13 protein-coding genes are annotated in these 26,523 nt (G+C 77.5%); 3 read left to right on the top strand and 10 right to left on the bottom strand.

Features of this window, described 5'->3' with window-relative positions:
* Positions 1-41: 41 nt before the first annotated feature.
* Both FGD68_RS03530 and FGD68_RS03535 read right to left on the bottom strand, forming a co-directional pair.
* Complete coding sequence (locus tag FGD68_RS03530) at positions 42-2,225, bottom strand: alpha-galactosidase (protein WP_237609779.1); 2,184 nt, start codon at positions 2,223-2,225, stop codon at positions 42-44.
* Between the two features lie 84 nt (positions 2,226-2,309).
* Positions 2,310-2,660, bottom strand: coding sequence for a hypothetical protein (locus FGD68_RS03535; protein WP_104236568.1), 351 nt, complete (start codon positions 2,658-2,660; stop codon positions 2,310-2,312).
* A gap of 116 nt (positions 2,661-2,776) precedes the next feature.
* Here FGD68_RS03535 and FGD68_RS03540 point away from each other — a divergent pair, with 116 nt between their 5' ends.
* From FGD68_RS03540 to FGD68_RS03550, 3 genes are read left to right on the top strand one after another with little or no spacing between them, the layout of a single operon-like run.
* Positions 2,777-3,781: an aldo/keto reductase gene (locus FGD68_RS03540; protein WP_119373549.1), complete on the top strand. Its 1,005-nt coding sequence runs from the start codon at positions 2,777-2,779 to the stop codon at positions 3,779-3,781.
* Positions 3,782-3,788: 7 nt separating this feature from the next.
* Entirely contained in the window at positions 3,789-5,003 is a 1,215-nt protein-coding gene (locus tag FGD68_RS03545; protein ID WP_237609780.1) for a dipeptidase, read from the top strand.
* Complete coding sequence (locus FGD68_RS03550; protein WP_237609781.1) at positions 5,000-5,881, top strand: GNAT family N-acetyltransferase; 882 nt, start codon at positions 5,000-5,002, stop codon at positions 5,879-5,881. Before FGD68_RS03545 ends, FGD68_RS03550 begins: the two co-directional genes overlap by 4 nt.
* Here the strand turns inward: FGD68_RS03550 and FGD68_RS03555 are convergent.
* The 8 genes from FGD68_RS03555 to FGD68_RS03590 form a co-directional block, all read right to left on the bottom strand.
* Positions 5,815-7,557: an ATP-binding cassette domain-containing protein gene (locus FGD68_RS03555; RefSeq protein WP_237609782.1), complete on the bottom strand. Its 1,743-nt coding sequence runs from the start codon at positions 7,555-7,557 to the stop codon at positions 5,815-5,817. The two genes, FGD68_RS03550 and FGD68_RS03555, sit on opposite strands and share 67 nt — an antisense overlap.
* Positions 7,557-9,377 (bottom strand): ABC transporter ATP-binding protein, encoded by a 1,821-nt coding sequence (locus FGD68_RS03560; RefSeq protein ID WP_237609783.1) that lies wholly within the window; start codon positions 9,375-9,377, stop codon positions 7,557-7,559. The genes FGD68_RS03555 and FGD68_RS03560 overlap by 1 nt, the downstream gene beginning before the upstream one ends.
* Positions 9,374-10,117 carry a class I SAM-dependent methyltransferase gene (locus FGD68_RS03565; RefSeq protein WP_237609784.1) on the bottom strand — a complete coding sequence of 248 codons (744 nt, stop codon included), beginning with the start codon at positions 10,115-10,117 and terminating at the stop codon, positions 9,374-9,376. Before FGD68_RS03565 ends, FGD68_RS03560 begins: the two co-directional genes overlap by 4 nt.
* Complete coding sequence (locus FGD68_RS03570; RefSeq protein WP_237609785.1) at positions 10,114-10,932, bottom strand: thioesterase II family protein; 819 nt, start codon at positions 10,930-10,932, stop codon at positions 10,114-10,116. Before FGD68_RS03570 ends, FGD68_RS03565 begins: the two co-directional genes overlap by 4 nt.
* 97 nt (positions 10,933-11,029) lie before the next feature.
* Positions 11,030-12,949: a Gfo/Idh/MocA family oxidoreductase gene (locus tag FGD68_RS03575; RefSeq protein ID WP_237609786.1), complete on the bottom strand. Its 1,920-nt coding sequence runs from the start codon at positions 12,947-12,949 to the stop codon at positions 11,030-11,032.
* Positions 12,946-14,091: a saccharopine dehydrogenase NADP-binding domain-containing protein gene (locus FGD68_RS03580; RefSeq protein ID WP_237609787.1), complete on the bottom strand. Its 1,146-nt coding sequence runs from the start codon at positions 14,089-14,091 to the stop codon at positions 12,946-12,948. Before FGD68_RS03580 ends, FGD68_RS03575 begins: the two co-directional genes overlap by 4 nt.
* Positions 14,088-19,649 (bottom strand): non-ribosomal peptide synthetase, encoded by a 5,562-nt coding sequence (locus FGD68_RS03585; RefSeq protein ID WP_237609788.1) that lies wholly within the window; start codon positions 19,647-19,649, stop codon positions 14,088-14,090. Before FGD68_RS03585 ends, FGD68_RS03580 begins: the two co-directional genes overlap by 4 nt.
* Positions 19,646-26,440 carry a non-ribosomal peptide synthetase gene (locus tag FGD68_RS03590; protein ID WP_237609789.1) on the bottom strand — a complete coding sequence of 2,265 codons (6,795 nt, stop codon included), beginning with the start codon at positions 26,438-26,440 and terminating at the stop codon, positions 19,646-19,648. The genes FGD68_RS03585 and FGD68_RS03590 overlap by 4 nt, the downstream gene beginning before the upstream one ends.
* Positions 26,441-26,523: the final 83 nt, after the last annotated feature.

Here is a 26,523-nt window from a genome sequence, read left to right on the forward strand (position 1 = left end):
GCGGGTGCTCGCGGCGGGCCGTCGTCATGTCCGCCGCCGGATCAGACCGCGGTGACCCGCAGGATCGCGATCGACTCGGGCAGCATCAGCGGCGCGTGCAGACCCGACGCGGCGAGCGCGCGGCCCGTCAGCTCGACGCCGTCCCACCAGGCCGGCGCCGCGAAGCCGGGCTCGGGGGTGCCGACGCGCACGGGCTCCACGCGGTAGCGGCGCTCGGGATCCAGGCCAGGCAGCAGGAAGCGGCCGCGCGGGGAGACCTCGGAGCGGCCGATCGACGCGAGGAAGAACAGCGCGGAGCCGGCGTCCTCCGCGACCGCGCCGTAGACGAGCAGGGTCGGGTCGCTCTCGTCCGCGCGGACGACCGTGCCCGTGTGCATCAGCGCGCGCTCCTCCTTGTAGAGGGCGATCCACGCCGCCAGGTCCGCGTCCTCCTCGTCGGTGGCCTGCGCGAGGTCCCACTCGATGCCGAGGTGGCCGTAGAGCGCCGAGCCCGCGCGGAACGCGAGCCGGTGCGCGCGGCCCGTGGTGTGGCTGACGCGCGACGCGATGTGGGAGCCCATCAGCTCCGGCGGGAGGAGCTGCATGGTCCAGCGCATCATCGTCTGCCGGTCGAGCGGGTCGATGCAGTCGGAGACCCAGACGCGGTCGGTGCGCTCGAGCACGCCGAGGTCGACGCGGGATCCGCCGGACGAGCACGACTCGATCTCGAGGCCGGGGAAGCGCGCCTTCAGCTCGTCCATGAGGCGGTACGCGGCGAGCGTCTGCAGGTGCACTCCGGCCTCGCCGCGCGGCGCGATGCCGGCATCCACCAGGTCGCGGTTGTGGTCCCACTTGATGTAGGCGATGTCGTTCTCGGACAGGATCGCGGTCATCCGCTCGAGCACGTGGTCGTACGCCTCGGGGATCGCGAGGTCGAGCACCTGCTGGTCGCGGGCGCGCACGGGGAGGCGGCCGCCCGTGGCCATGATCCACTCGGGGTGGGCGCGCGCCAGATCGCTGTCCTCGTTGACCATCTCGGGCTCGAACCAGATGCCGAACTCCATGCCGAGTCCCGTGACGTGGTCGATGATCGGGCCGAGGCCGTCCGGCCAGACGTCCTCGTCGACGTACCAGTCGCCGAGGCCGGCGTGGTCGTCGCGGCGGTGGCGGAACCAGCCGTCGTCGAGCACGTAGCGCTCGACGCCGAGGGCCGCGGCGCGATCCGCCAGGTCCGTCAGGCGCGCGAGGTCGTGGTCGAAGTAGACGGCCTCCCACACGTTGATCGTCATGGGCCGGTCGCGGCGCGGGTGCGTGTCCCGCGCGCGCAGGTGGCGGTGGAAGCGGGCGGCCTGGTCGTCGAGGCCGTCGCCGTACGCGGCGTAGACCCACGGGCTCGCGTACGCCTCGCCCTGCGCGAGGCGCACCTCGCCGGGCAGCAGCAGCTCGCCGCCGCCTATCACCTGGCGGCCGGTGGACAGGCGCTCGGCGTAGTGGCGGTGGTTGCCGCTGAAGGCGACGTGGACGCCGCGGACCTCGCCCTGCCGGAAGCCGAAGCCCGGCGTGCCGACGGAGAGGAGCGTCGCGGCGTCGGGGCCGGTGCGGCCCTTGCGGCCCTCGCGCTCGTGGATCCCGACCACGAGCTCGCGGCGCTGCGGCGTGCGCTCGAGGCCCCAGCGTCCGGCGAAGTCGAGGATCTCGCGGGCCTCGGCCGGCAGGGGCAGCGCGAGCGTGACGCCGCCGACGGAGTAGGTCGTGGCGCCGAGGTTCGTGACCTCCGCGCGCGTGCGGACGAGGCCGGACGGCAGCAGCTCGACGTCGAGCGCGAGGCCGAGGCCCGCGACCTCGTCGACGGCGTCGACGTGCACGAGCGCGGCGCCGGCGGACGCGGATCCGGGGCGGCCGTCGATGCCGGCGGGGAGCGGATCGCCGTCGACGGTGGCGGACGTGACGCGGAACAGCGGCGACCAGTCGGCGCCGTCGCGGTGGCCCTCGAGGCCGGGCTTGCCGGTCCACGACGTGTGGGCCTCGGGGAGGATCGCGAGGCGGATGGGGTCGTCGGCGACGCTGCCCGCGATCGGCTCGACGGCCGCGAGCACCAGGGTCGCGAGGTCATCCCCGGTCGTGTCGCCGAGGTCGGCGCCCCAGTGCACGACGGCCGGCAGGCGGCCCTCCGTGAGGTCGAGGAACAGGGAGACGCCGGACGCCCGGAGGTGGAGGAGGGCGGAGGGGGCGGCGGTGTCGGGCATGGGGGCTCCTCGCGTCGATGCGGGTGGGATGCCTCCATCCTCCCGGGTCCGCGGGGGTGCGGGCGCCGGGCGGCGGGCGTGCCGTCAGTCGAGGTCCTCGAGCCCGGGGACGGACATGCCGTCCTGTCGATCGGCGCTCACGCTCGTGCCCGACTGCGACCGGCGGGCACGGACGGAGATCGCGCGGATCCGCTCGACGGCCTCCGGGTCGCGCAGCTCGTCCTCCGAGGGGCCGGCCGGCTCGACCACGATCTGGCTGGCCGGGCCGATGAGGATCGCGACCTCGCCCACGCCGCCCTCGGGCAGCCAGACGGGCACCGTCACGGTCGCCGCCGCCATGCCCTCCCGGGCGAGCGCCTGCGCGCACTCGACGACGGCCCGGGCGATGTCGTCGCCCGTCAAGTAGCGCCCCTCGGCGTAGCGGATGGTGTGCACGATCTCAGTGAAGGCCCTCCGCCGCCGCCCGCCTAGGGGGTTGTCGCGGGCGGACAGCCGGAGGAGGGTCCGCCGTGCGCGCCGGGCCGGCCGCGCGCCCTCGGTACGCTCGGCGGATGACCTACGTCGCTCATCCCGATCGCTACTCGTCCATGCCGTACCGCCGCTCCGGCCGCTCGGGCCTCAAGCTCCCCGAGCTGTCCCTCGGCCTCTGGCACAACTTCGGCACCGCCCGCCCGATCGACACCCAGCGCGCCATCGTCCGTCGCGCGTTCGACCTCGGCATCACGCACTTCGACCTCGCCAACAACTACGGCCCGCCTCCCGGCAGCGCCGAGACCGCGTTCGGCCGGATCCTCGCCGAGGACCTCCGCCCGTACCGCGACGAGATCGTCATCTCCTCCAAGGCGGGCTACCTCATGTGGGACGGCCCCTACGGCGAGTGGGGATCCCGCAAGTCGATGCTCGCGTCACTCGATCAGAGCCTCGGGCGCATGGGCCTCGAGTACGTCGACGTCTTCTACTCGCACCGGCCGGATCCGGAGACGCCCATCGAGGAGACCATGGGCGCGCTCGCGACCGCGGTGCACCAGGGCAAGGCGCTCTATGCCGGGATCAGCAACTACTCGCCCGAGCAGACCGAGCGCGCGGTGGCGGCGCTCGCCGAGCACAAGGTGCCGCTGACCATCCACCAGCCGAGCTACTCCATGTTCAACCGGCACGTCGAGGGCGGGCTGCTGCCCGTGCTCGAGGAGACGGGATCCGGCTGCATCGTGTTCTCGCCGCTCGCGCAGGGGCTGCTCACCGACCGCTACCTGTCGGGATCCATCCCCGCGGACTCGCGCGCCGCGACCAGCGGGTTCCTCGACGAGTCCGCGGTCTCGTCGGTCTACCTGGAGCGGGCGCGCGGCCTGCAGGCCGTCGCCGAGGGGCGCGGGCAGACGCTGGCGCAGCTCGCGCTGTCGTGGGTGCTGCGGCACCCGGGGATCACGAGCGCGCTCATCGGCGCGTCGAGCGTGGAGCAGCTGGAGCAGAACGTGGCCGCGGCCGGCGCTCCCGCGCTGACGGACGACGAGCTCGCGGCCATCGAGCCGTTCGCGGTCGACGGCACCGGACGCTGATCCGCGGATGACGGACGCACCCGCACCCGCCGCCTCGCCCGCGCTCGCCGACCGCGTCGCGCGGCTGCTCGACGCGCAGGGGATCGTCGACGGCCACGACGACCTCGCCTGGGCGCTCCGCGAGCGCGCGGTGCGGGAGTGCGGGCCGAGCGCATCCGTCGCCGACGACGTGATCGCGCGCCTCGCCGTGGAGGACGCCGTGCCCGGGCTGCACACCGACCTGCCGCGCCTGGCGCGCGGCCGGGTGGCGGCGCAGTTCTGGTCGGTGTGGGTGCCGGACCTGCCGGGCATCGATCCCGTGCGCTCGACCATCGAGCAGATCGACGTGGTGCGCCGCCTCGTCGCCGCGCACCCGGACCGGCTCGCGCTCGCCGTGACCGCGGACGACGTCGAGCGCGTCGTCGCGTCCGGACGCATCGCGTCGCTGATGGGCATGGAGGGCGGCCACTCGATCGGCGGATCCCTCGGCGCGCTGCGGACCATGCGCGCGCTCGGCGTCCGGTACATGACGCTCACGCACAACGCGAACGTGGCGTGGGCCGACTCGGCGACCGACGCGCCCGTGCACCACGGGCTGAGCCCGGCGGGCGAGCGCGTGGTGGCCGAGATGGAGAGGATCGGCATGCTCATCGACCTCTCGCACGTGTCGGCCGACGCGATGCGGCACGCGCTGCGGATCGCCCGGCGGCCCGTGCTGTTCAGCCATTCGGGGGCGCGCGCCGCGTGCGACGTGCCGCGGAACGTGCCCGACGACGTGCTCGCCGCGCTGCCGGGGAACGGCGGCGTCTGCATGGCCACGTTCGTGCCGCAGTTCGTGTCGCCCGCGGTCGCGGAGTGGCACGACGAGACGCTCGCGCTGGCCGTGGCGGAGGGCGTGGATCCGCGCGACCACGAGGGCGTGCAGGCCGTCGCCGCGCGTCGGCCCGGGGAGCGGCCGCGCGCGACGCTGGCGGACGTGGTGCGGCACGTGGAGCGGATCCGCGAGGTCGCCGGGCCGCGGCACGTGGGCCTCGGCGGCGACTACGACGGCATCGACCGCACGCCCGACGGGCTCGAGGACGTGTCGCGCTACCCGGCGCTGATCGCCGCGCTCGCCGAGCGCGGCTGGTCGGACGACGACCTCCGCGCGCTCGCGGGCGGCAACGCGCTGCGCGTGCTCCGGGCGGCCGACGCGGACGACGAGGTGTCGCGCGGGGCGGCGGACGCGGGGGAGCTGGCGTGAGCGCGGGCGCGGCCGGCGCATCCGGCGCACCGGCCGCACCCGCCGCGTCGGCCGCCGCCGTGGCCGCGCGGGACCCGCGCGCCGCGGCCGCCCTGCTCGACGGACTCGCGGACCGGGGCTGGCCGGCCGAGCACCGCGAGCGGCACGCGGGCTGGATCCTCCGCGCGGCCGGCGGCGTGACGAAGCGCGCGAACTCGGCGCTGCCGGTCGGCCCCGTCGCCGATCCGGAGGCCGCGCTGGACGCGGTCGAGGCGTTCGCGCGCGTCCACGGCATCGACGCGTGCGTGCAGGTGTCGCCCGCGACCGAGCCGGCCGACCTGCCTGCCCGGCTCGCGGCGCGCGGCTACGTCGCCGAGGCGCGCACGCTCGTGCTGGTGGCCGACGCGACAGCCGCGGCGGAGCGCCTCGCGGACGCGGCACCCGCGGATCCCGCGCTCCGCGTCACGGTCGCGGACGCCCCCGACGAGGCTTGGCTCGACGCCTGGTGGAGCGTCGACGGGCGCGGGGGATCCGCGGAGCTCGACGTCGCGCGCCGGATCCTCGAGCGCGGCCCGTCCTCCTACGCCGCCGTGCGCGACGGCGACCGCGTGCTCGCCACCGCGCGCCTCGCGCTCGTCGGGGGCTGGGGCGGGCTCTTCGCCGTCGCGACGCGCCCCGAGGCCCGGCGCCGGGGCCTGTCGCGGGCGGCCATGGGCGCGGCGGTCCGCGCGGGCGTGGAGCGGGGGATCACGGGCCTCTGGCTGCAGGTCGTGGCCGAGAACGACGGCGCCCGGGCCCTGTACGACGGGCTCGGCTTCCAGCCGGCGTCGCGCTACGAGTACTGGGCCCGCACCCGCCAGCCGTCCGACGCGACCAGGTCGTCGAGGAACCCGGCGTAGACGCCCGGCTCGGCGGCGAGCGCGTCGTGCGTGCCGCGCTGCACGAGGCGGCCGCCGTCGAGCACGAGGATCTCGTCGGCGCTCCGCACCGTGTCGAGCCGGTGGGCGATCACGAGCAGGGTCCGGCGCCCGCGGAGGAGCCGGATCGCCTCGGCCACGGCCGCGGCGCTCTCCGCGTCGAGCGCCGCCGTGGCCTCGTCGAGCACGACGACGGGCGTGTCCGCGAGGAGCACCCGGGCGATGGACACGCGCTGCCGCTGGCCGCCGGACAGCTGACGGCCGCCCTCGCCCACGGGCGTGTCGAGGTCGAGGCCGTCGCCGAGCGGGAGGCCGGCGAGGCGGAGCGCGTCGGCGACGGCGGCGTCGTCCGCGTCCGGATCCGCGAGGCGCACGTTGTCGCCGAGCGTCCCCGCGAGCAGGTGGACGTGCTGGAAGACGGTCGACACCGAGGTCGCCACGTCGGCCAGCGCTATGTCGCGCACGTCGACGCCGCCGATGCGCACGGCCCCGCCGGTCACGTCGGCGTCGCGGGCGAGGAGCCGGGCGACGGTGGTCTTGCCGGATCCGGACGGGCCCACGAGCGCGGTCATGCGGCCGGCCTGCAGCGTCGCGTCGAGGCCGGAGACGGCCTCCGCGCGGGATCCCGGGTAGGAGAAGGACACGCCGTCGAGCTCCACGTCGGCGCCGACGGGCACGCGGCTCATGCCGGGCGGCCGCTCGGGGATGGGGGCGGCGTCGAGGATCCCGGCCACGGCCCCGAGGTCGCGCCGCGCCGCGCGCACGCCGACCGCCAGCTCCGCGCCCTGCCCCACGAGGTCCGCGGCGTGGAAGACGAGCACGAGCGTCGCGACCGTGCGGCCGGCGTCGAGGGGGCCGCCGCCGACGCGGGCGACCGCGAGGGCGAGGGCCGCCACGAGCACGACGCGCAGCACGCCGCCGAACGCCACCAGCCCCGCGACGGTGCGGCCGATGAGCGCGCGGGACGCGGCGCGGTGCCGCACGAGGATCGCGTCGACGAGGCCCGCGTCGCGCCCGGTGCGCCCGTGTGCCCGCAGCACGTGCTGCGCCTGGGCGAACTCCACGACGCGCTCGCCGATCCCCGTGTCGGCCGCGGCGCGCGCGGCGTCGGCGCGCGCCGCGATCCGGCCGCCGACGCGGAGCGCCAGCACCAGGACGGGCGCGAGGGCGAGCAGGGCGACGCCGAGCGGGGGATCCCCCACCAGGAGCGCGACCGTGATCACGGCGGGCACCACGGTCGCGGTGATGAGCGGCCGCAGCAGGTAGGCGGGCACCCCCATCGACGTGAGCACGCTGCCGCCCGCGGCCGCCGTCAGCTCCGCCCGGTGGGCGGCGTCGAACCAGGCCAGCGGGAGGCGCACCACGTGGTCGCCGATGCGGTGGTGCAGCGCGTTCGCCGCCCGGACGCCCGCGCCGAACGCGGCCGCCTGCGCCCGCGCCTGCACGGCCAGGTGCGCGGCGGCGAGGAGCAGGAACAGGGCGATCCACGGCCACGCGGACGACGGATCCGGGCCGAAGAGGCGCTCCAGCACCGGCACGAGGGCCACCACCGCCGCGCCGTGGAGGACGGAGGCCGCGACCATGCGCGCCACGACCGGGCGCAGCTCGCGTTCCCCGTCGGGTCCCAGCGTCCGTCGGACGTCGTCGATCGCGCGCATCAGCGGTCCTCCCCGGAGGCGTCGGTGGTCGTTGTCGTGCTCGTGGTGGTCGTCGGCGCGCTCGCGCGGAGGAGCCGCGCGTACAGGCCGTCCCGGGCGAGGAGCTCCGCGTGGGTGCCCTGCTCCGCGACGCGACCCTGATCCATCACGACGATGCGGTGGGCGTGCTCCACCGTCTCCAGCCGGTGCGCGACGACCAGCACGGTCCGGTCGCGCGTGGCGGAGGCGAGGGCGCGCTGCATGCGCCGGGCCGTGCTCGGGTCGGCGTGCGCCATCGGCTCGTCGAGCACGAGCACCGGGCAGTCGGCGACGAGCGCGCGGGCGAGGGCGACGCGCTGGGCCTCGCCGCCGGAGAGGCCGCCGCGCGGATCCAGCACGGTGTCGTAGCCGTCCGGGAGCGCCTCGATGACGTCGTCGACCTGCGCGATCCGGGCGGCGGCGCGCACCTCGTCGAGCGGGGCGTCGGGGCGCCCCAGCCGGAGGTTCTCGAGGGCGGTGTCGCGCAGCAGCACCGTGTCCTGCAGCACGCAGCCCACCTGCGCGTGCCAGGCGGCGGGCGTCGCGTCGCGCACGTCCACGCCGCCGAGCTCCAGGGTGCCCCGGGTAGGCAGGCGCAGGCGGGCGACGAGGGCCGCGAGCGTGGACTTGCCGGAGCCGGACGGGCCGACGACCGCGGTGACGGATCCAGGCTCCAGGTCGAGGTCCACGTCCCGGAGCGCGTCGCGCTCGCCGTCGTAGGAGAAGCAGACTCCGCGGAGCACGAGGCCCGGCCCGCGTCGGGCGTCGGGTTCGCGCGGGTCGGCGACGTCCGGCTCGACGGGTGCGCGCAGCACCTCGTCGACGGCCGTCGCGGCGTCCACCGCGCCCCGGATGGCCTGCGCGCGCGGGCCGATGGCACCCACCGGGGCCGCCATCGCGGGCGCCAGGAGGAGGAACGGCGCGAGGTCGGCGGCGGGCAGCGCGCCGGCCGCGACCATCGCCCCGCCCACCGGCACGACGAGCACGAGCACGCCGATCGGGGAGACGGTCAGCCAGGACGCGGTCGTGGCCGCGGTCGTGCGCGCGACCCAGGCGCCGAAGAACGCGGCGAACGCGTCGACCGCCTGCAGGTAGCGGGTGTGCGCGCGGCCAGGCCGGCCGAAGGACCGGACCACCTGGATCCCGTCGGCGAACTCCACCACGCTGCCCGCGATCTCGGCCGACGCGCGCCCGTACTCCGCCATGGACGACATGGCGCCCGACATCGCCCGCGCGAACAGGACGACGCCGGCGACGAGCGGCAGGAGGCACACGAGCGCGAGCGGCACGTCGAGCGCGAGCAGGTAGACGAGCGACGCGACGGTGACGACCACCAGGCGCGTGACGTCGAGCAGCGTGTGCGCGACGAGCGCGTGCAGCGCGGCCACGTCCTGCTGCACGGCCTGGCGCACCCGGCCGGCGTCGTGGTCGTCGAACCAGGCGAGCGGCACCCGGCCGAGCCGCGCGACGATCCGGCGCCGGAGGTCGAGCTGCAGGTCGGCATCCGCGAGGTGGGTCAGCGTGTCCGCGGCGGCGGAGAGCAGGAGGCCCGCGAGGCCCGCGGCGGCGGCGACCGCGACGGCGCCCCACGCCGGGGGACCGCCGGGGTCGGCGACCGCGGACCGGCCGATCTCGGCGACCGCCACCACGGCGGCGAGCCCGCTCGCGGAGGCGACGGCCTGCACCAGCACGGCCGCGGCCAGCCGGCCGCGGACCGCCCGGACGGAATCGGCCACGGTCGCGGGCGGCTCGGTCGCGTGGGAGGTGCCGGCTGCGTCCGTCGCGTCCGTCGCGTCCGTCACCGGCGGAGCACCGCGACCTCGGTCGCCGCGTCCTCGGCCCCGCCGCGGAGCACGGTCCACGACCGGCCCGCCTCGCGTGCCAACATCGCCTGGTCCAGGCTGTGCCATTCGTATCCTCCTCGGACCTCGCGCACCGTCCGCTCGCCGTCGAGCACGAGCCAGCGCGTGGTGAAGCGGGTGGCGCCGTCGCGGCCGGGCTCGGCCGTGGTCCACCACTCGTAGGTCTGGGTGCCGATGCGCTCGCGCAGGAGGCGGGTCGGCGGGAGCGAGCGCGCGCTCGTCCCCATGAGGTCGACGACGACCACGCCGCCGGGGACCAGGCGCTCGAGGCAGCGGCGCCAGAGGTCGGCGCGGTCGTCGCTTCCGAGATGGCCGGCGACGCCGATGAGCACGACCGCGCGGATCCGGTCGGGCAGCGTCAGCTCCTGCGCCGTCTCGGGGCGGATGGTGACCCGACGGCGGAGCGCGGGATCCTCGTGCACGCGGCTGCGCAGGACGGCGCGCATGACGGGGGAGGGCTCCGCGGCGAGGATCGGCGCGCCGGGGACGAGGTCGGCGAGCAGGCGCGTGACGCGGCCGGTGCCCGCGCCGAGCTCGACGACGGTCCCGGGGTCGGCGGCGCCCGCCGGGACGCCCGCCAGCGCCTCGGCGAGCACGCCCGCGAGCGCCTCCGTGTGGCGCCGGGCCACGAGGTCGTAGAACTCCGCGCCCGGCGAGTAGTCCTCGAGATCGAGCGTCACGGGAACATCGACTCCGCCGCGGCGGGGAAGGCGAGCGCCGGATCCAGCAGCGAGACGATCGCCTCCACCACCTCGGCCGGCCGCTCGGCCAGGTAGAAGTGGCCGCCGCGGAACACCCGGAGGCCGTCGGCGGTCTCCGGCCCGGTGGCGGAGCCGTCGTCGACGCCCAGGCGGTGCCACGCCTCGGCCTCCGGGGGACTGAGCTCGGGATCCGCGTCGCCGCTGAACACGCTCACCGGGCAGCCCGGTCCGGGCCCCGGTGCGGTGCGGTGCGTCTCCACGAGCCGGTAGTCGTCGCGCAGGCAGGCGAGCACGGTGCGCCGCATGTCGTCGTCGGCGAGGAGCGCGGGCGCCGTCCCGCCGTGCCGCTCGAGGTCGGCGAGGAGCACGTCGTCGTCCTGCCTGTGCAGGGTGCCGCCCCACCGCACGGTCGGCGCGCGGCGTCCCGACACCACCAGCCGGACGGCGGGGCGGCCGCGCGCGGCGAGGACGCGCGCGGTCTCGTAGGCGACCAGGGCGCCCATGCTGTGCCCGAAGAGCACGACGGGCAGGCGGTCAGGCAGGGCGTCGACGGCCGCCGCGACGTCGGCGGCGAGCGCGTCGAGATCGGGGCTGACGGGGTCGCCGTAGCGGTCCGCGCGGCCCGGGTACTGCACCGCGACGACCTCGACGCCCCGCGGCGCGAACGGGGCCCACCCGCGGTAGGCCGACGCCGCGCCGCCGGCGTGCGGCAGGCAGAGGAGGCGGATGCGGGCGTCGGGCGCCGGGGCGACGCGCCGCAGCCAGCCGCCCTCGGCGCGCGGGGTCTCGATCATGGTGCGGCTCCTCGCAGCGGTGGGCGGTCGGGAGGAGCGTAGCCCTTATTGAGAACCATGCGCGATAAGCGGGCCTCGCGGTGTGGAAGGGGGCGCGTCACGTCGGCGGATCCGCCTCCCGCGGCACGAGCACGCCGAGCGGCAGCGACGCTCCCGCGGCGGCGGGAAGGCGCACGAGGTCCATGCCGGCCTCGCGCGCGATCGCCTCCAAGCCCACCGGATCCCAGGAGTACGCGTCGTGCACCTCGCGCTCTCGGCCGTCGGGCGCGACGCTGCGCCAGCGGGTGCGGAGCGCGAGGAGGCCCTCGGGCGCGGGATCCGCCCGGAACCACCACTCGACCTCGTCGTCGCCCACGTGCGTGCGCGCGAGCCGCGACTCGGGCACGCGCGTCCCGGGCTCGAGCCCCATCGTCTCGACGACGACGACCCCGCCCGGCAGCAGCCGCTCGGCGATGCGCGGCCAGAGGCGGGCGCGCTGGCTCGCGTCGAGGTGGCCGAGCACACCGCAGAGGAGCACCGCGGAGAGGCGGTCGGGCAGCTCGAGGTCGGGCGCGGATCCGGCGGTCACGGTCACGCGCTCCTGGAGGCCGGGGGCGTCGAGGATCCGCGCGGTGAGCACGGCCCGCAGCGGCTCGGACGGCTCGGCGGCCACCACGAGCGCCTCGGGATGGGAGCGCGCGACGGCCCGCGCGATGACGCCCGTCCCCGCGCCGATGTCGAGCACGGGCGCTGCGGAGAGGTCACGGCCGTCGAGGATGCGGCACACCGCGGTGGCCGTGAGCTCGGCGTGCGTGGCGGCGGCCAGGTCGAAGAGCTCGGCCGCGGGTCCGTAGGGGTCGGCCGGCGTCGGTCCGGGGGACGCGAGCTCGCCCGCGGAGCCCGGGCCCGTGGACGCGGGGGCAGGCTCCGCCGCGGGCAGGATCGCCGCGGCCGTCACGCGCGGCGGCTCGCCCGGCCGGATGCTCCGCGGCGGGCCGAGCCGCCGGGTGAGGTCGACCCACGCGCGCGCCATGGTGATGTCGGCCTGCGCGTGGCGGAGGGCGTCGCCGTCGCCCGCGCGGATCTCCGCCACGAGCTGCGCGAGCGCGTGCGCCACCGCATCCGGCCACACGTCGTCGAACAGGTCGCCCGCGCTCGGCGCGGGCGCGTCCGGCCAGGAGGAGAGCCGCGGCATCGCGCGCCGTGCGGGATCCCCGTCGAGGTCGAGCCGGCCGGCCGCGTCGCGCCGGGTGTGCAGCGCCGGGCTCCAGGTGACGGGCCCGTGCACGTCCGCGAGGGACAGCACGCCCGCCTCGGACGCGAGCGCGATGCGCGGCCAGAGCAGCGCGTGGTTGTCGCGGTCCGCGGGGTGCAGCTCGTGGTGCACGCGCAGCGAGAGGGCGATGCCGCCGACCACGCCCTCGATCGCCGTGAGCGGCGACGCGCGCGTCTCGAGCGCGGTCAGCTCGCGCGGGCGCTCGACGGGATCCGCGAACGCCCACGGCCGGAGCCCGCCGACCGCCAGGCCGAGGACGTCGACGAGCGGCTGCAGCAGGTGGACGGGACCCGCCGCGTCCACGTGCACGAGCGGGCTCCTGGCCCGCAGCCGCTCCGCCGACGCGAGGAAGCCGCGGGTCGCGCGCACGTGCCGGTAGTGCGTCGAGAGGCGGTAGCGCACGCCGGCCCTCCGCGCCACACGGGCGGCGGCGGTGATCTCGTCGGGGTGCGCCGGGTGCTCCTGGAGCACGTGGATCCCCCGGGCGAGCAGCGCCAGCACGAGGTCGGATCCGGGCCCGCCCTGCACGGCGGAGCCGACGGCCACCGAGGCCACGTCGACGTCGTCCGGCAGGTCGGCGACGTCGGTCCAGAGCGGCACGCCGTGCGCGGCGGCGACGGCGCGGGACGCGTCGCCGCCGCGGGCGAGGATCCCGGCGAGCCGGAGCCCGGGCACGGCGCCGACGGCCCGGAGGTGGATGCGGCCGAAGCCGGTGCCGCAGACGACGACGCGCAGCGGGGGGTCGTCGACGTCGCCCGTCACAGGTCCTCCTCCACCATCTCGCCCGCGTCGCCGGCATCGTCGATGCGGGTGACGGTGCTCGCGCCCGACGCGGTGACGAGGTCGAGGACGCGCTGCGGATCCAGCACGTCGTGCGCGAAGCCGACCCCGGGTGCCACGGCGCCCGCGCGGATCTCCTGCACGGTGATGGCCGCCAGGTGGCCGGCGAGCACGTAGCTGTCGTCGCTGTGCAGCACGATCGCGCGCTCGACGGGTGCGCCGTCGGCCGCGGTGCCGTGCACGGAGACGGCCAGCACGTGGAACGGCCGCGTGCCGGCCAGGTCGAGGTCGCCCGCGCGGATGAGCGCATCGGCGGCCGCCGACGCGCCGTCCTCGCCCGCGAGGAGCGCGGGCAGGCGGTTGAGGGCGTCGCGCACGGCGGGGCCCGGGTGCACGTTCCACCACGCGGCCTCCGCGAAGCCCGCGCTGCGGGCGATCCGCTCGGTCTCCGCCGACAGGTACGGCTGCAGGGCGACCCGGCCCGCGAAGAACGGCGCCGTCGCGTCCTCCTCCGCGCGGAGCGCCCGCTCGACGCGCCGACCGCCGGACCACGCGGCGAGCGGGGTGCCGTACGCGGTGGATCCGGGGCCGCCGGCCGCGAGCGACAGCGGCACGTCGAGCGCGACCCCGGGCGAGCACGCCTCGACCCCGCCGACCCAGCCGCGCAGCCGCAGCGGACCGCGGAGCCCCTCGGCCGCGAGCCGCGGCAGGAGGCCCGAGAGGCCGGGGACGACGCCCGTCGAGACGACCGCCCGGCGGCCGTCGCGGACGGCGGCGTCGGCCAGGCCGCGCGCGACGAGGCCCGCGCGCACGGGCTCCTCGCCGCAGACGTCCACGTAGTCGGCGTCCGCCTCGAGGGCGGCCGCCGCGATCCGGTCGCCGAACGCGAAGGCCGGCGCGGCGCAGTGCACCACCACGTCGGCGCCGCGGCAGAAGCGGGCGAGGGCGTCGTCGTCCATCAGGTCGACGGTCACGGTCTCGACCGGGCCGCCCGCCTCCTCGGCGAGCGCGCGGAGCGGCGCCTCGCGACGCCCGCCGAGCCGGAGCGGCTCGTCGGTCAGGGCGCGGAGGGCGAGCACCGCGGGTCGCCCGACGGCGCCGGACGCGCCGATGACCGCGATCACGCGATCACCGCCCCGCCGGTGACGCGCGTGAGGATCGACAGCACGCGCGGCGCGTGCTCGACCGACAGGCAGTCGTAGTGGTCGCCGGGGATGTCGACGATGTCGAGCTCGCCGAGCGCGAGCTCCTCCCAGTAGTCGGTGACGGCCTCCCTGCTGCCCGGGAACGGGTACGCGCCGCTGTGCCGGAGGAACGTGATGTCGCCCGCGTAGGGATCCGGCCGGTAGCGCGTGATCGCGAACACGCTCTGTCGGAAGGTGCGGAAGAAGCGCGTCATCTGCTCCGGGGTGTAGCTGCCGGACGCGGGCGGCACCACCTCGCACATGCGGGCGATGCGGGCCCGGCGCGGGATGCGCGACAGGTCGAGGAAGGCCCGGCCGATGTCCGCGAACTCGCCGTCGAGCGACGCGTAGCCGTCGACGGGCATGACCCCGGGGGTCCGCTCGAGGATGCGCGCGCCCGCCGCGGCGATGCGCCACGGGTCGGCGGGGAAGCCGAGGTCGACGGGGTCGATGCCGATCATCATCGCGAAGGAGTACTCGGACACCATCTCGTCGTCGAGCCGGAACGCGGGGCTGTGGCTGCTGATCGCGGTGAACGACGCCACGTCGGCGCCCGCCTCGGTGAGCGCGCGCGCCACCTCCGTGGCGACCAGGCCGCCGAGGCAGTAGCCGACGACGTGGAAGGTGCGGATCCCCGTGGCGAGGAGCTCGCGGGCGTACTCCGCGGCGATCCGGTCGATGAGCCCGTGCGGGTCGGCGTCGAGGAAGGCGTCGAGGTCGGGGACCTCCACGCCGTACAGCGAGCCGGTGCCGCGGGACCTCCGGCGGATCTCGGTCATCAGCGCGCGGTACGGCATGATCGTGCCGATCCCGGCGTGGACGAGCACCGTGGCGGGCCCCCGGCCGGATCCCGAGAGCAGGCTCACGGCCGGCGTCGCGGGCGCGTCCCGCTCGCCCGCGGCGCCCTGCCCGGCCTGGCGCACGTAGCCGGCGAGCCCGGCGATGGTGGGCCGGCGGAGCATGTGGCGGAGCACCACGTCCCACTCGAGGTCGACGACCTCGGGGAGCTGCTCCCGCATCCGGCCGACGAGGCGCGCGACGAGGAGCGAGTCGCCGCCGAGCGCGAAGAAGTCGTCGTCCCGGCCGATGCCGGGGCGACCGAGCAGCTCCGCCCACAGCTCCTGGAGGCGGCGCTCGACGTCGTCGCGGGGCGCGTCGGATCCGGCGGCGACCGTCGCCTGGGGCGCCCGGTCCTCCGCGAGCCGGGCGAGCGCTGCCCGGTCGACCTTGCCGTTCGCGGTGATCGGCATCGCGTCGAGCACCTGCCAGCGGCGCGGCACCATGTACTCCGGCAGGCGGTCGGCGGTGTGACGGCGGAGGGACGCGGCCCGGAGCGGCGCGCGGTCGGTCTTCACCTGCGCGAGCAGGAGGTGCTGGCCGAGCCCGGAGAGCGGATCCGCGTCGGCGGGCACCTGCTCGATCCCCCGGGCGCCGAGGTCGCCGAGCATCGTGCGCCACGCGGCGGCCTCGAAGAGCAGGGCGTCGTCGGCGAGCCGCGCGTCCGCGGGTCCGCCGGAACGCACCTCCATGAAGTCGGTGGCGATCATGAGCGGCGGGTTGTCCTCGCGCGTGCTCTCGATCACGGCGAGGTGGCCGTGCGGGGCGAGGAGCCCGCGCAGGCGGCGGAGCGCGGCGGGCACGTCGGGCACGCCGTGCAGGCCGTTGGAGCAGATCACGACGTCGTAGGAGTTCGGGCGCTGCCCCTGCGGCAGCGGATCGGCGGCGGGATCGAACGCCTGGAACCGCACGCCGGGCCGGTCGGGGTGGCGCTCGCGCGCCTCGCCGACGTGGAACATCGAGGGGTCGGTGAACACGTACTCGACGGCGCGGCCCGCGAGCGCGGGGATGAGCTGGTCGGCCGCGCCGCCCACGCCGCCGCGCACCTCGAGGATCCGGAGCGGCTCGTCCACGCCGTGCCCGCGTGCCTCGTGCCGGTCGGCGAGCGCGACGACGGCGGCCGTGAGCGCGGCGGTCAGCAGCCGCACGCCGAGGTTGTCGCGGTACGCCGCGCCGATCGCGTCGCTCGGGGCGCCCGGGTAGAGCAGCTCCGCGATGTCGAGGTCGCCGCTCACGAGGTCCGCGAGCGCGAGGCTCGACGCCTGCACGTGCCGGAGCAGCTCGGCGCTCCAGCGGATCTCCCGCTCGGCCTCCTCCACCCGGGCCCAGGCGCGGGCGACCCGCTCCGGATCCGCGGAGAGCGCGCCCCGGTAGCGCCCGTCGGCGTCGCGCGCGATGCGCCCGCGCCGCTCGAGCGCGCCGAGCCAGCGGCGCACGACGACGCGGTGGGCGTCGCTCGCGCGGAGGAGGCCCGCGACCTCGTCCGCGCTGACGGGCGCGGCGTCGTCGACGAGCGCGCCCGCCGCGGCGAGCGTGCGCTCGATGACGCGGAGCGCGTGCTCGTCGAAGCCGGCCAGGAACGCGCCGAGGGCGTCCGTGTCCACGTCCGCCGCGGCGACCGCGAGCGCGGCGCGCGCGGCGTCGCCGGGGGCGGGGTCCTCCGGGGCCTCGACGGGCGCGATCCGCTCGGGCTGCACGATCCCGACCAGGTGCCGGCCCGCGGCCCCCTCGGCCACCTGCACGGCGCAGTCGGCGACGCCCGGGTGGGCGAGCACCGCGGCCTGGATCTCCGCCAGCTCGATGCGGTAGCCGCGGATCTTCACCTGCGCGTCCTTCCGCCCGAGCAGCTCGATGCTGCCGTCGGGCAGGTAGCGCCCGATGTCGCCCGTGCGGTACTCGCGGTCGCCCGTGGCGGGATCCACCCCGAACCGCGCGCGCGTGCGCTCCGCGTCGCCGAGGTACCCGAGCGCCACGCCCGCGCCGCGGATGAGGATCTCGCCGGGCACGCCCTCGGGACGGTCGCGCCCGAGGTGGTCGACGACCGCCAGCCGCTGGCCGCGCAGGGGCGTGCCGTACGGGATGCTCGGCCGCAGCCGGTCGACCTCGCCGATGACGTGGTGCACCGACCAGATGGCGGCCTCGGTCGCGCCGCCGAGGCTCACGACCGTCAGCTCGGGGTGGCCGGCGCGCATGGCGTCGGGGAGGGTCACGGGGATCCAGTCGCCCGAGAGCAGCGCGAGCCGCAGCGTGCTCGGGCCGTCGTCGCCCGTCGGCCCGCCGGTCGCGGCGACCGCATCGCGGTAGTCCTGCAGCATGCGCGCCTGCGCGGGCACGGAGTTCCAGAGGGTGACGCGGTGGCGGGCGATGAGGGCGGCCCAGTGCGACGGGTCGTCGCGCCGCCGCGGATCCGGCAGCACCATGGCGCCGCCCGCGCCGAGCACGCCGAGCACGTCGAACACCGACAGGTCGAAGCCGAGGCCGGCGAGGGCGAGCACGCGGTCGTCGGGGCCGACGCCGAAGCGCTCGCGGACGTCGACGAGCGTGTTGTGCGCGGCGTGGTGGGAGAGGATCGCGCCCTTGGGGGTGCCCGTGGACCCGGACGTGTAGATGACGTACGCGGGGTCGGCCGGATCCACGCCGTCGCGCCCGGCGTCCGGGGTGGGCCGGGTGGCGGCGGGCTCGAGCGCGTCGACCGCGATCCGCTCGACGCCCGTGGGCCAGTCGGCGGGAGCGCCCACCAGGGCCCGCGGGGTGAGCACCTGGCGGATGCCGGCGTCGGCGAGCACGGTGTCGCGGCGGATCCGCGGCTGGGCCACGTCCACTGGCACGTAGGCGCCGCCCGCGAGGAGCACGCCGACGACGGCGACGACCTGCTCCCAGCCGCGCTCGGCGACGATCGCGACCCGGTCGCCCGGGCGGTGCCCGGTGGAGCGGAGGCGCTCGGCGACGGCGGCCGCGCGCCGCACGAGCTCGTCGTGGGTGAGCGTGCGGTCGGGGGCGATGACGGCGGGCGCGTCCGGCGTCGCGTCCGCTGCCGCGAGGAGCGGCTCGTGCACGAGCGCGGGCGCGACCGGGTCCCCGGTGTCGCCCACCCGGATCCGCCGCTCGCGCTGGTCGGCGGGCATCTCGACGGCGCACGGCCGGTGCCAGGCGGCGGGGTCGTCGGCGAGGGCGCGCACCGCGCGGAGGAAGGCGCCGAACGCCGCGTCGGCCACGCCGTCGGCGAGCACGCCCTCCCGGACGTCCCAGCTGAGCTGGAGCCCGTCGGGCACGCGCAGGGCCTGGCAGTCGATCCAGACCTGCGGCGTGCGCGTGACGGCCGCGGTGATCCGCCCGCCGTCGCCCGTGGGCGCGCTCGCGGCGTCCCCGGCGAGGGCGCTCGTGAAGACCACGGGGGCGAGCGCCACGTCGCGGGCGTCGCCGCCGCGCCTGCGGGTGAGCTCGGCGAGCAGCTCGGTGCCGCCGCAGAGCGGGTGCGCGAGGTCCTCGAGCAGGCGGGAGGAGAGCGCGCGCATCCGCTCCACGGCGGGCACGCCCTCGGTGAGGTCGACCTCGAGCAGCTCCACGGACGTGAAGTCGCCCACCACGCGGTCGGCGGCAGCGGGCAGGCCGCCGCGGTCGGAGACGGGCACGTTGAGCACGAAGCGCGGGCTGCGGCTCCACCGGCCCACGGTCTCGGCGTACGCGGCGAGGAGGGCGCTCGTGGGGGTCACGCCCGCGTCGGCGGCGGCCCGGTCGAGGCGCCGGGCGGCGGCGGGATCCAGCACGGCGGACAGCCGGCGGAACCTCGCGGGGGCGGCCATCGGGTCGTGGTCCGCGAGCGGCAGCTCCGGCGCGGGCGGCAGGTCGTCGAGGCGCCGCCACCAGTAGGAGCGGTCGCGCTCGTACGCGGCCGACGCCGTGAGGGCGCGACGGGCCAGCACGCAGTCGCGGAAGCCGGGCCCCTCGGACGCGTCGGGCAGCTCCGTGGACGGGTCGGCCACGAGCGCGCGCAGCTGGTCGAGCACGAGCTGCAGGCTCGCGTGGTCGAGCACGAGCAGGTCGACGGCCAGGTGCAGGCGGACGGCGTCGTCGGCGCGGGTCACGATGGCGCGCACGCGCGGCCAGCCCGGGTCGCGGCCCGTGCCCTGCGCGAGGTCCGCGCGCACGGCGTCGAGCCGGTGCCCGATCGAGGCCGGGCCGAGGCCGCGGAGGTCGTCGACCGGCACCACGACGGGCCCGGGGTCGGCGAGGACGCGCTGCGAGCCGTCGGGGTGGACCTCGGCGCGCAGCATGCCGTGGTGCTCGACCAGGCGGATCCACGCGTCGACGATGCGCGCGGGGTCGGTGGACGCCGGCCACGACAGGTCGAGGTCGGCGCTGCAGGCGACGCCGCCGTAGGGGTACGCGTCGGTGCGGCCGAGGAGGTAGGCGGTCTGCACGGGGGTGAGCGGGAACGGCAGGTGGGCGGCGGCCGGGTCGGCGGCGGCCCGCGGGGCGCCCGGGCCTGTCGCGTCCTGCCGCTCGAGGATCGTGAGCACGTCGTCGCGGTGCCGGCGGATGAGCTCGCGCCGGTCGTCGTCGATCACGCCGCGCGGCCCGCGGAACCGGATCCGCCCGTCCTCCGCCCAGAGCCGGACGCCGCGGGAGGTGAGGTCGTCGATGAGCTGTTCAGCGTTCACAGGTCTCCGCTTTCGAAGAGGTCGGCGCCGGCGGTGGCCGGCGGTCGGGCGGGTGCGTCCGCGGAGGTCGCGGAGGCGGGGCTGGAGGGCGCGGGCGCGGCGAGGAGGCGGTCGATGCAGGCGGCGTACGCCCGCACGGTCGGCTCCTCGAGGAAGCGGCGGACGCCCGCGTCGACGCCGAAGCGGCGCTGGGCGGCGGTCACGAGCCGGAGCATGGCGAGGCTGTCGCCGCCCGCCGCGAAGAAGGCGACGTCGGGGGCGGGCGGGGCGCCGAGGATCCCGGCCCACAGCTCGGCGAGGGCGGCCTCGGTGGCGGTCGCGGCGTCGGGCAGCGCCGGATCCGGATCCGCGCCAGCGCCGGCGCCGGCGCCCGCATCCGCGTCCGCGTCCGCCTCCGCGAGCGCGCGGGCGAGCGCCGGCGCGTCCACCTTGCCGTTCGCGGTCAGCGGCCACGCGTCGACGAGGTGGACGCGGTGCGGCACCGCGTACGCGGGCAGCCGGTCGGCGGCCGTCGCGGTCGCCGCGGCCAGCACGGCGGCCCCGTCGTGCCCGTCGTCCGGCTCGACGGCCGCGTGCAGGCGGCGGCGACCGCCCGGCCCGTCGACCACGACCGCGATCGCGCGCCGGACCCCGGGAGCGGCCGCGTGGGCGGCCTCGATCTCGCCGAGCTCCATCCGGTGCCCGCCGAGCTTCACCTGCCGGTCCGCGCGGCCGAGGATCTCGAGGATCCCGCCCGGCCGGTACCTGCCCGTGTCGCCCGTGCGGTACCAGCGTCCGCCGTCGAGCTCGACGAACGCGGCCGCCGTGCGCGCCGGGTCGCCGCGGTAGCCGCGGGCGAGGCCGCGTCCGCCGATGACGAGCTCGCCCGGCACCCAGTCGGGGCAGTCCCGGCCGGACGCGTCGAGCACCCGGAGCGCCTGGTCGGGCAGCGGTCGTCCGTAGGGCGCGGACTGCCAGCCCTCCAGCGGGCCGTCGACCTCCCAGGCGTTCGACCAGATGGCCGCCTCGGTCGCGCCGCCCAGGGCGACGAGCCGCGTGCCGGGGCCGGCCGCGCGGATCAGGCGCCCGTGCAGGTCGGTGCCCACGCGGTCGCCGGAGACGAGCGCCGCCCGCAGCGTGCCGAGCATCCCGGGCCGGTCGTCGGCCGCGACCAGGAGCATGTCGAGCAGCATCGGCACCGTGTCCCACAGCGTCACGCCGTGCTCGTGCACCAGGTCGAGCCAGCGCGGGGCGTCGCGCTCCTCGCCCTCCTCGGGGAGCACGAGCGCGCCGCCCGCGCCGAGCACGCCCAGCACGTCGAACACGGAGAGGTCGAAGTCGAGCGCGGACAGGGCGAGGATCCGGTCGCGGGCGCCGAGGTCGAGCATCCGGCCCACGGCGTCGACCGTGGACCACGCCGCGTCGTGCGTGATCTCGACCCCCTTGGGCTCGCCCGTCGACCCCGAGGTGTGGATGACGTAGGCGAGCGCGGATGCGGGAGGGCGCACCGGCTCGGCGAGCGGCTCCTCGGCGGCGGCGTCGGCCGGGCGGAGGAGGGCGGGCGCGCCCGGCTCGTCGCCGCCCGCCGCGGCCGGGTCGTGGGCGATGACCAGGCGGATGCCGCCCGCCCGGTGGACGGCGCGCCGCCGCACGGGAGGCTGCGCGATGCCGACGGGCGCGTACGCGGCGCCCGCGGAGAGGATCCCGATGACCGCCGCCGCCTGGTCCGTGCCGCGCGGGAGCGTGACGCCGACGAGGTCTCCCGGGCCGATGCCGCGGCGCCGGAGCGCCGCGGCGATCCGGAGGGCGCGGTCGGCGAGCTGGCCGTGCGTCACGACGCGCGGCGACGCGCCCGTCCCCGTGAGGAGCGCGGGGGCGTCGGGCGTCCGGAGCGCGGCCTCGTGCACGCCGTCGTGCAGGAGCCGGCCGGGTCGGGGGCCGGCGGGCGCCGCGGTGCGGGCGCGCGCCTGGTCGGCCGGGGGATCCACGGGGAGCGGCGCGTCCCAGTCGCCGGTGGCGAGGTGCGCGAGCGTCGCCGCGTACGCGCCGGACAGCGCGTCGACGAGGCCGGGCGGGAACGCGGCGTCGCGCGCGTCCACGTCGATCCGCAGCCCGCCGTGGTCCTCCAGCACCTGGACGTCGATGAGCACCTGGGGGGACTGGGACACGCCGTGGATCCGCTCGCCGAAGGAGCCCGAGACGTCGGCCGAGACGCCGTCGCCCACGCCGATCGCGCTCGTGAACACGACGGGCACCGGCGCCACGGCCGTGCCCTGCAGGCGCGCCCGCTCCCGGAGGATCCAGGACGCGGGCGCATCGCGGTGGTCGAGGTCGCCGGCGAGGCGCTCCTGGAGCCCGCGGGCCGCCTCCCCCGCGGAGTCCGCTGCGCGGTGGTCGAGCAGGGTCAGCCCGGTGAAGTCGCCGACGAGGCGCGGCATCTCGGGGTGCACGTCGCGCCGGTCGAAGAGCGTCAGCGTCATGGTGAGGTCGCGCTGCCCGGTCCAGCGGGAGAGCACGTGGCCGTACGCGGTCGCGAGCATGCTCGTGGGGGTGAGCCCGGCCGCGCGGCAGCGGTCGCGGAACGCGGTCCACCACGCGGCGTCGAAGCGGTGCGTGCGGCGCGTGAAGCGCGGCGCCGGATCCGGGTCCGCGAGCGGCAGCCGCGGGGCGTCGGGCATGTCGGCGAGCCGCGCGCGCCAGTGCTCCTCGTCGACGCGCCGCCGCTCCGGGTCCGGCCGGGTCTGGAGCACGCAGTCGCGGAAGGTCAGCTCGGCGGGGGCGGGCGGGAGCGCAAGCCCGCGCATGAGCAGGTCGAGCTCGGTGTACAGGATCATGATCGACAGCGCGTCGACCACGGCGTAGTCGACGCCGATCGTGAGGCGCGTGCGGATCCCGCCCCGGCCGTCGGGGTAGCGCAGCGCGTCGACGTCGAACAGCGGCCACGCGGCGAGGTCGTGCACCCGGTGCGACGTGCGCTCCCGGAACCCCGCGAGGGCGGCGTCCACCGCGTCCGGATCCGCGTCCGCCGGCACGTCGCGCACGTCGACGCGCACGGGCGGCACCTCCTCGAGCACGCGCTGGGTGCCGTCGGGGTGGATCACCGTGCGCAGCGTCGGGTGCCGGCGGACGAGCTCGTCGAACGCGGCGGCGAGCCGGTCGAGGTCCTGGCCCTGGCCGTCGAACTCGGTGTGGTGGTACGTACCCACGCCGCCGAGCGGGATGCGCGGATCGCGGCCCACCGCGTACGCGCGCTGCACGTCGGTGAGCGGGAACGGGTCGTGGGCGTGCGCGGGGTCGGGCACGATCCGGGCGCGGGCGTCCGCCGGCTCCGGCGCGGTGAGGTGCAGCGTCGCCGCGAAGTCGGCGAGCACCGGGTGCCGGAAGAGCGCGGCGACGCTCGCGTCCGCTGCGCCCGCCTCGCGCAGGGCGGCGACGCTGCGGGTGGCCTGGAGGGAGTCGCCGCCCGCGGCGAAGAAGGAGCGGCCGCGCCCGCACGGGACGCCGAGCAGCTCGCTCCACACGCGCTCGACGAGCCGCTCCTCGGGTGACCGCGGCGCGTCGTCCGGGGCCGGGGCCGGGGCGGAGGCGGGCCGCTCGGCGAGCTCCGCGCGGATCCCGGCCCGGTCGACCTTGCCGTTGGGCGTGAGCGGCAGCTCGGCCCGCACGACCACGCGCGCGCAGTCCATCGACGGCGGCAGCAGGGCGCGCGCGTGGGCCGCGACGTCGTCGGGCGCGACGACGCGGCCGGCCTCGGGCACCACCATCGCGGCGAGCGCGCCCGCGACGGCGACCACGACGGCGCGCCGCACGCCCGGGAAGGAGGCCAGCGCGGCCTCGACCTCGCCGGGTTCGACGCGGTGCCCGCGGATCTTCAGCTGGTGGTCCGCGCGCCCGAGGAACTCGAGCACGGGACGCCCGGCGCCGTCGCGCCGGTACCGGGCACGGTCGCCCGAGCGGTACCAGCGCTCGCCGTCCCGCACCGGGAAGCGGGCGGCGGTGAGATCGGGATCGCCGCGGTAGCCCCTGGCCAGCGCGTGCCCGCCCACGAGCAGCTCGCCTGGCACGCCGTCGGGACGGTCGCGGCCGCGCTCGTCCACGACCCGGAGGCGCACGCCGGGCAGCGGCTCGCCCCAGGGGAGGCCGCGCGCGGTCGTCGACGTGCCCGCGGGGACCCGGGCGCCCGCCTCGTGCACGGTGGAGTGGATGGTCGCCTCGGTCATCCCGCCGAGCGCGAGCAGCCGCGCGGTGGGCGCGCACGCGGCCAGGCGGCCCGGCAGGTCCGGCCCGACGACGTCGCCGCCGAGCAGCACGAGCCGCAGGGGCAGCGGCCCGCCGGCGGTCGCGGCGAGCAGCATGTCGAGGAGCGCGGGCACGGTGTTCCAGACCGTGACGCGGTGCGCGCGCACGATCTCCCGCCAGCGGTCGGCGTCGCGGCGCTCGTGCTCGGCGGGCACGACGACCGCGCCGCCCACCGAGAGCACCGCGAACAGGTCGTAGACGGCGAGGTCGAAGTCGAGCGCGGAGAGCGCGATGGCGCGGTCGTCCGGGCCGACGGGGGCGACGCGCGCGAGCGACCGGATGGTGGCGACGGCAGCCCGGTGGGCGACCTCGACGCCCTTCGGCCGGCCCGTGGATCCCGACGTGAACAGGAGGTAGGCGGGGGCGTCGGGATCCACCGCGACGGGATCCGCCCGCGGCTCCGCGTGCCGGGCGTCGCCCAGCGCGACCACGGGCGGCCCGTCCGCCCCGAGGCCGGCCGCGATCCCCTCGACCAGCCCGTCGTCGGCGAGGACCGCGTCGATCCCCCGCTCGAGGACCAGCGCCCGGCGCGCGGGCGGCTGGTCCGGCCCGACGGGCGCGTAGCAGGCGCCGGCGAGCAGCACCCCGAGCACGGCGGCCACGCGATCCGGCCCGGTCGGCGCGGTGATCGCCACGGTCGCGCCGGGGCCGACGCCCCGGTCGCGCAGCAGCCCGGCGACCCGCCGCGCGTGGTCGGCCAGGTCGCCGTAGGCGAGCGCGCGGCCGTCGGACCCGATCACCGCCGGCCGGCCAGGATCCGCCGCCGCGCGCGCGAGGAACGCCGCGTGCAGCAGGTCGTCGCCCGCGTCGGGCGCGTCGGGCGCGGGCCGCTCGCGCGCGAGGCGCGCCCGCACGTCCTCCACGGCCGGGACCGCGAGCGCCGGCAGGTCCCAGGCGCCGGGCCGGTCGTGCACGAGACCGTCCACGAGCCGCCGGTACGCCGCGAACGCGGCCTCCATGGGGGCGGCCTCGAGGATGTCGACCCGCACGTCCCAGTTGAGCAGCAGGCCGCCATCGAGCTCGGTGACCTGCGCGTCGAGCCAGACCTGCGGGCCCTGGGAGATGATCCAGACCGGCTCCCCGAGCGCGCGGCGGATGGACGCGTCGTACAGCTCGCCCAGGCCGATGGCGCTCGTGTAGACGACCGGCGCCAGCACGGGGCTCCCGCCCTCGCGGCGCGCCAGGTCGCGGAGCACGTCGACCCCGCCGTAGCCCGCGTGGGCGACGGCGTCGCGCACGCCCTGCTGGATCCGCCGCGCGTCGTCCCGGAACGACCGCTCCTCCCGCAGGTCGACGTCGAGGAGGATCGAGGTGCTGAACTCGCCGACGAGCAGCTCCAGCCCCTCCTCGTCGCCGCGGTCGAGCACGGGCAGGTTGAGGAGGAAGCGGCCGTCGGCCGACCAGGCGGCCACGACCTCGGCGAAGGCCGTCGCGAGCACCGCGGCGACCGTCAACCCGCGGGCGCGGGAGGCGGCCTCGAGCAGGCGGAGCCCCTCCGCGTCCACGCGGTGGTGCAGCCGGCGCGAGCGCGGCGACGCGTCGGCCCGCTCGGCGTCGTCGCGGACGGGGAGCGCGGGGCCCGCCGGGAGGTCGGGCACGCGCTCGCGCCACCAGCGCGCGTCGGCCGAGGTGCGGGACGCCGCGGCCCGCGCGGCCCGGGCGGCCAGCTCCGCGCGCACGTCGCGGTGGATGGCGGGGAGGGGCCGCTCGGGCTCCTCCACCAGATCGCGGAGGTCGGCGAGGAGCACGCGGAGGCTGATGGCGTCGCCCGCGAGCATGTCGAGGTCGACGTGCAGTCGGCTGCGGCCGCCCGGCAGGAGGGTCAGGTCGACGCGGAGCACCTCGCCGCGCTCGACGGCCATGCGGCGGTGCGTGCCCTCGTCGCGCATCCGCGCGAGGCGCTCGTCGACGGCGTCGCCGTCCCACGCGCGGAGGTCGTGGACCCGCAGCCGCGCGGCGGGCGGCTCCTCGTCGGCGGGCAGCGGCTGCTGCGTCCCGTCGTCCCGGAAGCGCATCCGGAGCGACGCGTGCCGGGCGACCAGGGCGGCGAGGGCCGCGTGCATCCGCTCGGGATCGAGCTCCGCCCCGTCGAGCTCGACGAAGAAGTGCGCGGCGACCGAACCGGACGGCTGGCTGGGCTGCCGGCCGAGCCAGTACGCGTGCTGCAGCGGGGTGAGCGGCGAGGGCGACGCGGGATCGAGGGCGGGGGCGGGGGTGCGCCCTGCGGGATCCGCGGGGGGCGCGCTCCCGTCCGCGGCGGCGTCGTCCGCGGCGGCGTCGCCCAGCACGCGCGTCCACGCGCGGATCGTCGGGTCGGCCGCGAGCCGGGAGAAGTCGGCCGCGAGGCCGTCGCGTCGCCAGCGTCCCGCGAGGCGGATGAGCGCGGTGGACTCGAGCCCCAGGTCCACGAGGTCGTCGTCGATGCCCACCTCGGCGGGGTCGAGGCGCAGGGCCCGCGCCACCTGGTCGCGGAGGAGCGCCACGGGAGGGACGGAGGGGATCCGCTCGGTCATGTGCACGCTCCTCGGACTCGCATTGTTGAGAACCGTTATCATATGGCTCGCTGACGCGCCGGGACGAGATCCGTCCACGGCAT

The sequence above is a fragment of the Clavibacter californiensis genome (assembly GCF_021952865.1).
GTDB lineage: Bacteria > Actinomycetota > Actinomycetes > Actinomycetales > Microbacteriaceae > Clavibacter > Clavibacter californiensis.

Coding starts and splice junctions, on each gene's coding strand:
- FGD68_RS03530 (WP_237609779.1), bottom strand. CDS start 2,225: ATGCCCGACACCGCCGCCCCCTCCGCCCTCCTCCACCTCCGGGCGTCC.
- FGD68_RS03540 (WP_119373549.1), top strand. CDS start 2,777: ATGACCTACGTCGCTCATCCCGATCGCTACTCGTCCATGCCGTACCGC.
- FGD68_RS03545 (WP_237609780.1), top strand. CDS start 3,789: ATGACGGACGCACCCGCACCCGCCGCCTCGCCCGCGCTCGCCGACCGC.
- FGD68_RS03555 (WP_237609782.1), bottom strand. CDS start 7,557: ATGCGCGCGATCGACGACGTCCGACGGACGCTGGGACCCGACGGGGAA.
- FGD68_RS03570 (WP_237609785.1), bottom strand. CDS start 10,932: ATGATCGAGACCCCGCGCGCCGAGGGCGGCTGGCTGCGGCGCGTCGCC.
- FGD68_RS03590 (WP_237609789.1), bottom strand. CDS start 26,440: ATGACCGAGCGGATCCCCTCCGTCCCTCCCGTGGCGCTCCTCCGCGAC.